We start from the raw sequence: 324 nt of genomic DNA on the forward strand, positions 1-324 counted from the left end.
CCGCGTCGCTAAGTACTACGAGATCGCCTACGACGAAGGCGAACTGACATTTACGGTGACGGAAGGGAAGAAAGCGGCGGCAGAGAAGCTCGACGGCAGTTACCTCTTAAAGACAGACAGGAGCAATCTCGACAATATGGACCCGGGCATCGATTACCTGGCGCAGCTCCAAATGGTCGGCAACGTTAGGCTGATCGAAAAGACCACGGAATACGACAAGTTCATCAAGGGAGAAATCCCCATTTGGATAACGTACGATTGGAACGCCTACCGAGCAAAGTATATAGCGGGCCTCGGTGATGCCGTGGATGTCGTCATCCCAGA

At 53.1% G+C, this 324-nt stretch carries 1 pseudogene; it reads left to right on the forward strand.

Features of this window, described 5'->3' with window-relative positions:
- Positions 1-324: pseudogene (locus EZM41_RS05780) on the forward strand (hypothetical protein); the annotation flags it as partial.

The organism is Acetomicrobium sp. S15 = DSM 107314 (assembly GCF_016125955.1).
GTDB lineage: Bacteria > Synergistota > Synergistia > Synergistales > Thermosynergistaceae > Thermosynergistes > Thermosynergistes pyruvativorans.